The sequence below is a fragment of the Fodinicola feengrottensis genome, assembly GCF_010993775.1.
Lineage (GTDB): Bacteria > Actinomycetota > Actinomycetes > Mycobacteriales > HKI-0501 > Fodinicola > Fodinicola feengrottensis.
This window is the reverse complement of record NZ_WOTO01000049.1, coordinates 60,151-68,395: the sequence shown is the minus strand read 5'-3', so window position 1 is coordinate 68,395 and position 8,245 is coordinate 60,151. Positions and strand designations below refer to the sequence as shown.

At 67.7% G+C, this 8,245-nt stretch carries 4 protein-coding genes and 2 pseudogenes; 4 read left to right on the top strand and 2 right to left on the bottom strand.

Annotated elements, in window-relative coordinates; translation table 11 throughout:
* Positions 1-21: 21 nt before the first annotated feature.
* Positions 22-396 carry an Rv0361 family membrane protein gene (locus GNX96_RS35355; RefSeq protein WP_163572213.1) on the bottom strand — a complete coding sequence of 125 codons (375 nt, stop codon included), beginning with the start codon at positions 394-396 and terminating at the stop codon, positions 22-24.
* A gap of 565 nt (positions 397-961) precedes the next feature.
* On the opposite strand from GNX96_RS35355, the pseudogene GNX96_RS35350 reads away from it, so the two are divergent.
* Positions 962-3,184: pseudogene (locus GNX96_RS35350) on the top strand (NADP-dependent isocitrate dehydrogenase).
* A gap of 391 nt (positions 3,185-3,575) precedes the next feature.
* Positions 3,576-4,676 carry a serine hydrolase domain-containing protein gene (locus GNX96_RS35345; RefSeq protein WP_163572212.1) on the top strand — a complete coding sequence of 367 codons (1,101 nt, stop codon included), beginning with the start codon at positions 3,576-3,578 and terminating at the stop codon, positions 4,674-4,676.
* 72 nt (positions 4,677-4,748) lie between these two features.
* Here the strand turns inward: GNX96_RS35345 and GNX96_RS35340 are convergent.
* A pseudogene (locus GNX96_RS35340) lies at positions 4,749-5,190 on the bottom strand (hypothetical protein).
* An 85-nt stretch (positions 5,191-5,275) separates the two neighbouring features.
* Here GNX96_RS35340 and GNX96_RS35335 point away from each other — a divergent pair.
* Both GNX96_RS35335 and GNX96_RS35330 read left to right on the top strand, forming a co-directional pair.
* Positions 5,276-7,546 (top strand): ATP-binding protein, encoded by a 2,271-nt coding sequence (locus GNX96_RS35335; protein ID WP_279582300.1) that lies wholly within the window; start codon positions 5,276-5,278, stop codon positions 7,544-7,546.
* Positions 7,547-7,820: 274 nt separating this feature from the next.
* On the top strand, positions 7,821-8,210 hold the full coding sequence (locus GNX96_RS35330) for a response regulator transcription factor (RefSeq protein WP_279582299.1): 390 nt from the start codon (positions 7,821-7,823) through the stop codon (positions 8,208-8,210).
* The last annotated feature ends 35 nt before the right edge of the window (positions 8,211-8,245 follow it).

Genomic DNA, 8,245 nt, shown 5'->3' with positions numbered 1-8,245 from the left:
CACCGCCTCGGGCGCCGGGGCTTATTGTGTGCAGTACTTCCACTCGCCGTTCTCTTTGACGACTGTCGCGACGATGGTTGCCGGGTCGGGTTTGCTACTGGAGTGACCGGTCACGGACGCGGTTGCCGTGTCGCCGACCACCTGTATGTCGGATATCGAGTCGACGGTGAGGGACAACAGCTTCTTGCGGTCGTTGTCCTGCGGTCCCAGCGTGTCGAAGTATGTCCTGAGCTTTGCGCCGAGGGAACTGCAACTGTTCTGAACGATGTTGTCGATATTGGTAGTGGCCACAGAGGTGTAAAACGCGCGGATCGCGATGCTGACCTTCTCCTGGTCCGACACGAACAACGCACCGCATCCGGTGGTCGCGAGCATCGCGAGACAGAGCGCACCCACCAGAGTCACCTTCAGACTGGAACTGGGCCTGGGACTCGAGCTTGTGTACGGCGGTCGCCTGAGAGCAGCTTCCGTGACAGTTTTCGCCCCGTGGATGTCGTTCACGGCCTGGGTCCTTTCTCGGGTTTGGCAAACGGGTACGGACCCGCCCACAGTCCGGCGAGGTCGATGTCGGACAAGTCAACCCAAGGTCGCCGGCCACCGTGGGCCAGGTGACCGCCCCGTTCCCGAAAAGCGCTCTACAGGCCTCCACTGACCAGGGGGTATGGCTCGCCGAGAGAGGACACTGAGCGGACCCAGAGTGGACGAGTACGGACCTATCTGGTGTCCGGTGGTCCTGGCCGGAGCATCGCACTTCGCGAAACACGCCACGACCCTCGCCGCTGGCGTATCGCCGCGCGTTTCGTGCCCGTACGACTTCCGTCGGCTAGCCTGCGCGCGGACCGGTCACGTCGGGTATCCCACCTATCCGGGGATGGCCGGTGTCCGCGGGTTAGCGTGGTAGCCGGGAGGCACCGCGCCCCGTCCACATCCGCTACGAGTCACAGGTAGGGCCACCGCAACGATGAAGATCATCTACACCTATACCGACGAGGCGCCGGCGCTCGCAACGCACTCTTTTCTGCCGATCATCGAGGCGTACGCAGGCAAGACCGGCGTCGACGTCGAGACCCGCGACATCTCGCTGGCGGCCCGCGTGCTGGCGCACTTCCCCGACCTGTTGACCGACGAGCAGCGGGTGCCCGACTCGCTCGCAGAGCTGGGCGAGCTGGCCAAGACTCCCGCGGCCAACATTATCAAGCTGCCCAACGTCAGCGCCTCGATTCCCCAGCTCAAGGCCGTGATCAAGGAGCTGCAGGGGGCTGGCTACGCGGTACCGGACTATCCCGAGGACCCCAGCACCGACGCTGAGCGGGCCGCGCGTTCCGCGTACGACTCGGTCAAGGGCAGCGCGGTCAACCCGGTGCTGCGCGAGGGCAACTCGGACCGCCGCGCGCCCGCGTCGGTGAAGCAGTACGCCCGCAACCACCCGCATTCGATGGGCAAGTGGTCCACCGAGTCGGCCTCGCACGTGTCCACCATGAGCGACGGCGACTTCCGCCACTCCGAGACCTCGGTGACCGTCCACGACGCCGCTGAGCTGCGCATCGAGCACGCTGCGCCCGACGGCACTGTGACCGTCCTCAAGCCGTCCCTGCCGGTGCTGGCCGGCGAGATCGTGGACGCCGCGGTACTGAGCAAAAGCGCGCTCGAGAGTTTCCTCGCCGAGCAGGTTGCGGACGCCAAGGCCAAGGGTGTGCTGTTCTCGGTGCACCTCAAGGCCACGATGATGAAGGTCTCCGACCCGATCATCTTCGGGCACGCGGTGCGGCAGTATTTCGCCGACGTGTTCGCCGAGTACGGCGCGGACCTGGCCTCGGTGGGCGCTGACCCCAACGACGGCCTGGCCAGCGTGCTCACCGCATTGACCAAACTCCCGGCGGACAAGCGGGAGGCCATCGAGGCGGCCATCACCGCTGCGTACGGTACCGGCCCAGCGCTTGCCATGGTCGACTCGGACCGCGGCATCACCAACCTGCACGTTCCCAGCGACATCATCATCGACGCATCCATGCCGGCCGCGATCCGTTCGTCCGGGCAGATGTGGAACGCTGACAACCAGCAGCAGGACGCCAAGTTCGTCATCCCGGACTCGTCGTACGCTCCGCTGTACGCCGAGACCGTCGACTTCTGCCGCGAGCACGGCGCGTTCGACCCGGCCACCATGGGCACCACGCCGAACGTCGGGCTGATGGCGCAGAAGGCCGAGGAATATGGCAGCCACGACAAGACGTTCGAGATCGCCGCACCGGGCACCGTACGCGTGGTGGACACCGCCACCGGCGACGTGCTGCTGTCCCACCAGGTCGAGACCGGCGACATCTGGCGGGCCTGCCAGACCAAGGACGCCCCGGTCCGCAACTGGGTCGAGCTGGCCGTTTCCCGGGCCCGCGCCACCGGTGCCCCTGCCGTGTTCTGGCTGGACGAGACCCGTGGCCACGACGCCGAGGTGCTTCGGAAAGTACGCGCGCAGCTGGCCGAGCTGGACACCGACGGACTGACCATCGAGATCCTGCCGGTCGACGAGGCCACCCGCTACACCCTGGCCAGGGCCAAGGCCGGGCAGGACACCATCTCGGTCACCGGGAACGTGCTGCGGGACTACCTCACCGACCTGTTCCCGATCATGGAGCTGGGCACCAGCGCCAAGATGCTCTCGATCGTGCCGCTGATGAACGGCGGCGGGCTGTTCGAGACCGGCGCCGGCGGCTCGGCGCCCAAGCACGTCCAGCAGCTGGTCAAGGAGAACCATCTGCGCTGGGACTCGCTCGGTGAGTTCCTCGCGCTCGCGTGTCGTGTCACTGGAGTTCCTGGCCACCTCCGACGACAACCCAGGCGCGGCGGTGCTGGGCAAGGCCCTCGATGACGCCACCGGCAAGCTGCTGGAGAACGGCCAGTCGCCGTCCCGGCGGGTCGGTGAGCTGGACAACCGGGGCAGCCACTTCTACCTGGCGCTTTACTGGGCGCAGGCGCTTGCCGCGCAGACCGTCGATGCTGGGCTGGCGAAGGTGTTCGGTCCGCTCGCTGAGCGGCTGGCGGCGACGACCAGGAGAAGATCGTCGGCGAGCTGAACGGCGTACAAGGCCACTCCGTCGACCTGGGCGGCTACTACTACGTCGACAAGGCCAAAACCGACGAGATCATGCGGCCAAGTCCGACCCTGAACGCGGCGATCGCGCAGTTCTGAGGACGGGCCGTCCCGGCGGCCAGAGTTGCCGCCGGGACGGCGCAACCAGGAGCCACGGACCTCGGCGAGCTGGGCTGTCGGCCGCAAGTCGTTAGAGGAGTTCGACTTCGACGACCCGCCTGCGGCCTCAAGGGGCCCGTCGAGATGGGGACTCCGTTGGCGAGGTCGCCTCGACACGTACGCCTGCGTGCTGGCGGACGGTGTCACAGCTGAGTGGGGATAATCCTACCGACAACTGGGGGAATGCCGTGTTGCGCCGTATCTTCGGCTGGCCCAGGCTTTCTGGGAGAAAGAACACCGCGTGAACGGGAGCAAACGACATTCCATGAAGCGAATGATCAGAACGATTTTATTTGCTACTGCTGGATTTTTGACAATTGGCGCGATTGTGGTGCCTGCGGCGCAGGCCGGGACCAGGCTCGACCCGGCCGCGTTGGCCAAGGCCATTGAGATCGTGCCAGTCGACCACGCCGCCGGTGACCTCGCCAGGGTCGTCTCGGGTGCGGATAGCTGGCAGGGAACCGACGGTGATTTGCAGACCGGCCAAGCTATTGCGCCGAATGCGCATTTCCGGATCGGCAGCGTCGCGAAGTCGTTCGAGGCGACCATCGCACTGCAACTGGTCGCCGAGCACCGGATCGACCTGGAACAGACCGTCGAACACTATCTGCCCGGACTGCTGACCAAACCCTTCCGGGTGGTCACCGTACGACAGGTTTTGACGATGACCAGCGGCCTGCCCGAGGTTGGCGGACCGTCGGTCACGATCGACCAGCTCATCGCGAACCGCTTCGACTACCAGTTGTTCGACGAGATCATCCAGCAATCGCTGCGCCCCAAGAAAAGTGTCTGGCCCGGGCCACGGTTTCCGGCCGGCACCCGGCAGTCGTACAACTCGCTGGACTACCGCGTGGTCGGCGCGTTGGTCGAGAAGGTGACCGGCAAGCCGTACCCGGCGGTGCTCCGCGAGCGGATCGTGCGCCCGTTGTCGCTGACGCAGACCGCGGCGCCAGGCGTCGGCCCGCGGCTGCCGGTGCCGTATCTGCACGGCTACCTGACCAACAGCAAAGGGCAGGTCGTGGACGTCAGCGAGCAGAATGGCAACCCGTCGAGCATGTACTCCACGACCACGGATTTGGACCGGTTCGTGACGGCGCTTTTCCGTGGCGATCTACTGCCCGCGGCACAGAATCAAGTGATGTTCAGCCCGCCGCGCGACGCGAACGGCAACCTCCTGCCGTACCAGGGAGCTGGCAACTGCAACACCGGTCTGGACGCTGGAAAAGCTTGCCTGGGCATGGGCGTTGGCAGCCTCACCCTGCCGAACGGCACAGTTCTGTGGGGAAAGACCGGCGAGGACATGGGATATTCCAGCGGTGTCTTCGCGACCCGTGACCTCAGTGAGCGTGGCGAGTACGCGGTGGCCGAGACGACCACCAACGACCCGATGACCGTCCCACGGCGGCTGCTCGCGGCCGCTTTCAGCAACTAACTCCGAAATTGCTCGGCTGCCGACCGAGAGCCGACAGCTAGCTCGGCACGAATGTGTGGTTGGTGATCCCGGTCAGCGGCGGCTGGTGGCCAGGATGATGAGGAACTGCCCGCCGCCTGCCTCGAATGGTGGCGGTCACCGGCAGCCCTGGTACCAGTCGGGAGAACCGGTCCACCAGCCAATCCGCCGCATCTTGGGCGTCGTGCTTGGTCGGGCAACGGGCCACCATCTCGCGGCCCCCCTTGCGCTCCAGCCTCCCGGCAACGGTGATCAGCGGCGCGGGTTCGACCACCCGCAGACGGTCCGGCCAGGCGATGACCACCTTGACCGCGCCCTTGCGGGTGTTACACCCGCGGTGCGCGAGGCGCTCGGCGACCTTGGCCTTGCGGTCGGCGGTCCGGCTGTCGACGCTGGGACCCCGCGGGTCGTTCACCGCCATGTCGGGGTCGACCGGTTCGTCGCACACCCAGCACCGCCCGCCGTCACGCTCGGCCACATCATCAAGGAGACTCACCCGAGCAAACTAGCCTGCCCGTCCGCCGTCCGCCGAGGTGGTCGACCGACAGGCTGTGGCTCCTACACTCACCACCATGGAGCTGGTGGGCCGCGACCGCGAGAAGGCCGAGATCTGCGAACTGCTGGATCGTACGGCCGCGGGAGAGGGCCGGCTTCTTGTCGTCGTCGGACCAGCCGGCGCGGGAAAGACCGCGTTGGCCGAATACGCGGCGGCGCAAGGAAAGAGCCGTGGGCTGGAGGTAGTACGCGCTGCGGGGGTCCGCGGCCAACCGGCGCGGTTGGTGTGGATGCAGGTGTTGGAGGATCTCGGTGCCGCAGACGCCGCGCGAGCACTGCTTGTCGAACCGGCGGTCGCCGAGCTGGACGCTGCGGCTCGGGCGCTCATTCGCGGGACACGACGGCTGGTGGTCCTCGACGATCTGGACGCCGCCGGTGCGGAGGCTCTTGCGGTGCTTCCAGTCGTGGCGGGCCGGCTGGCTGGCAGCGGTACGGCGGTCGTGGTGACCGTGACTGAGCCGCCGGGTGTCGGACGTGAGATGTCGCTGCGGTCGCTGACCGAGGAACAGCTCGGCACGGCCGTGGCCGAGCACCGGCCGGCCGTACGGCACGCGTTGTGGCTCGCTTCGCGCGGACTTCCCGGCCCCGCACGGGAGCTGGCGGTCGAGCTGGCGGGTCTCACGGATCAGGACGATCCGGTGGTCGAACTGGCACTACGCGCGCCGTCGCAGACGGCGTTCCTGGACGTGGACCCGAATCTGCTGAGTCTTCTGGAGGAGGCTGCGGCCCGGCCGGCCGACGATGCGCCGCGATCTCGCGTACTGGCCCGGTTGGCGCGTGAACTTCTGGGCGATGCCACCGCGGCGAACCGGCGGCGCGCACTGGTCGACGAGGCACTGGACTTGGCCCGCCGGTCAGGTGACTGGCAGGCACTGGTCGAGGCACTCGGTGCCCGGCTGTACGCGCTCTGGGATCCCAGCGCCGCCCACGACCGGTTGGTCGCCGCCGCGGAGCTGGTGGGGGGGTTGGCGCGCCGCGCGGGCGACGGTGAGCGGGAACGTGACGCGATGTTCTGGCGGTTTGTCGCGTTGATGGAGCTCGGCCGGGTCAGCGAGGCGGAGACCGAGCTGTCCGCGTACCAACGGGCCGCCGAGCGAGCCGGTGACTCCTCCGGCAGGATCATGGTGATGGCTCGGCATGCGATGTTGGCGACCATGCGGGGCCGGTTCGATGAGGCCGAGCGGCTGGCCGCCGAGATCGCCGAATACGGTCGACGGATCGGCCATCCCGATACGCAGAACCTCACCGGCGTTGGTTCGTGGAGCCAGCGCTTCCGGAACAAGGCGGTCTGGCCGCGGGCGCTGGAGATGCTGCGGCCGATTGCGAGGCGTCGTCCCGGTCATTTCTTCGACGCCGACGTGGCCGAGATCGAAGTGATGTTGGGCCACACGGCGGAAGCCGCCGCCACGCTCGAACGGTTGCTGCCCAAGGTGCTGGTGGCATCCGGCCCGCGCTGGCTGAGCGTCGTCGTGGAGCTGACCACGGTCGCGACCCAGCTCGGTGACGCGACGGCGGCCGAGCAGCTGTACGGGGCTCTGCTGCCGTACGAGGGAAGGTTGGTCATCCGGGCCGGCGCGGTGATCGAGTTCGGGCCAGCCAGCCACTACCTTGGCATGCTGGCGGCGACCGCCGGACGGTTGGCGGACGCTGGCGCGCATTTCGAGCGTGCGATCGCCTTCGAGGAGCAGACTGGCGGCCTGACGATGCTGGCCATCACGTCCGCCGCGTACGCCGACCTGCTGGACCAGATCGGCGAGCCGGAACGCGCAGCCACGGCCAGGACCCGCGCCCGGACGCTGGCTGAACGCCTCGGCATGGCCGTCCTGCTTGAGCAGCTGGATTCCGGCGCCTGGTCACTGCGGCAGGACGGCGACGACTGGCTGCTGGTCGCCGGTGCCGAGACCGCGCGACTGCGAGACAGCCGTGGCCTGCGCTACCTGCGCGCGTTGGTTGCCGCGTCAGGTCAGGACATCCCGGCGCTGGACCTCGCCGCCGGCGGCGCCGGGGTCGGCTGGCAGTGGCGCAGCGGCGATCCTGGACACCGCGGCTCGTACGGCGTACCGGCGTCGCATCGAGCAGATCGACGCCGACCTGGAGTCCGCCGACCGGGCCGGCGCCGCCGACCGAGCCACCGGGCTGGAAGCCGAACGCTCAGCCATCATCGCCGAACTCCAGCAAGCCACTGGGCTCGGCGGCCGGCAGCGCAGACAGTCCGACGACGCGGAGCGCGCCCCGGGTCAACGTCACCCGTACGCTCCGCCTCGCGATCGAGAAGATCGAAGCAGTCGCGCCGCTGACCGCCGTCCACCTGCGTGCCAGCGTACGAACGGGCCGGGTCTGCCGCTACGAGCCCGGCCCGGACGGTCCGAGCTGGGTGACCTGAGCCGACCGTACGAACTGTTCGGTGCCGATTTACGCCTCCACAGCGACGAGCACAAACACCACACGAGGCGGCGCCGATGCGAGCGAACACATATGAGCCCGAGACCGACCAGCTCGTGCGCCAGCACGGCGAGCTGCCTTCGTTCGACGGCGAAGTCGGCAAGCTCGCCGCGCGCGATCCGGACCGGGATGGCCGACCTCGCCGCAGCCGTACGCGGGCAGCGGCCGGATGCACGACAGCGGATAGCCGCGGCGGCCGGCGCCGAGTTGACCAGCCGGATCCATCGGTATTGCGTATTGCTGGCAAGCGAGGCCGGTTCTCTTGCGCCTTCGCCCAAGCCGCTGACCGCGCGTGAGTACGAGATCGCGCTGCTGGTGTCCGACGGCCTGTCCAACGCGCGCATCGCGGCCCGATTGTTCATCAGCGAACGGACGGTGGAAACCCACTTGCGCAACAGTTACCTGAAACTGGGTCTACTGACCAGGGTCTCGCTAGCTCAGTGGGCGGTCCGCCACGGCACGTACGATCACGAACTCCTGGACCAGCGGAATGCCAGCGTCCGTACGGATGTCGGCTAGCCTGGCAAAGGCGGCAGCCTTGAAATCCGGTATCC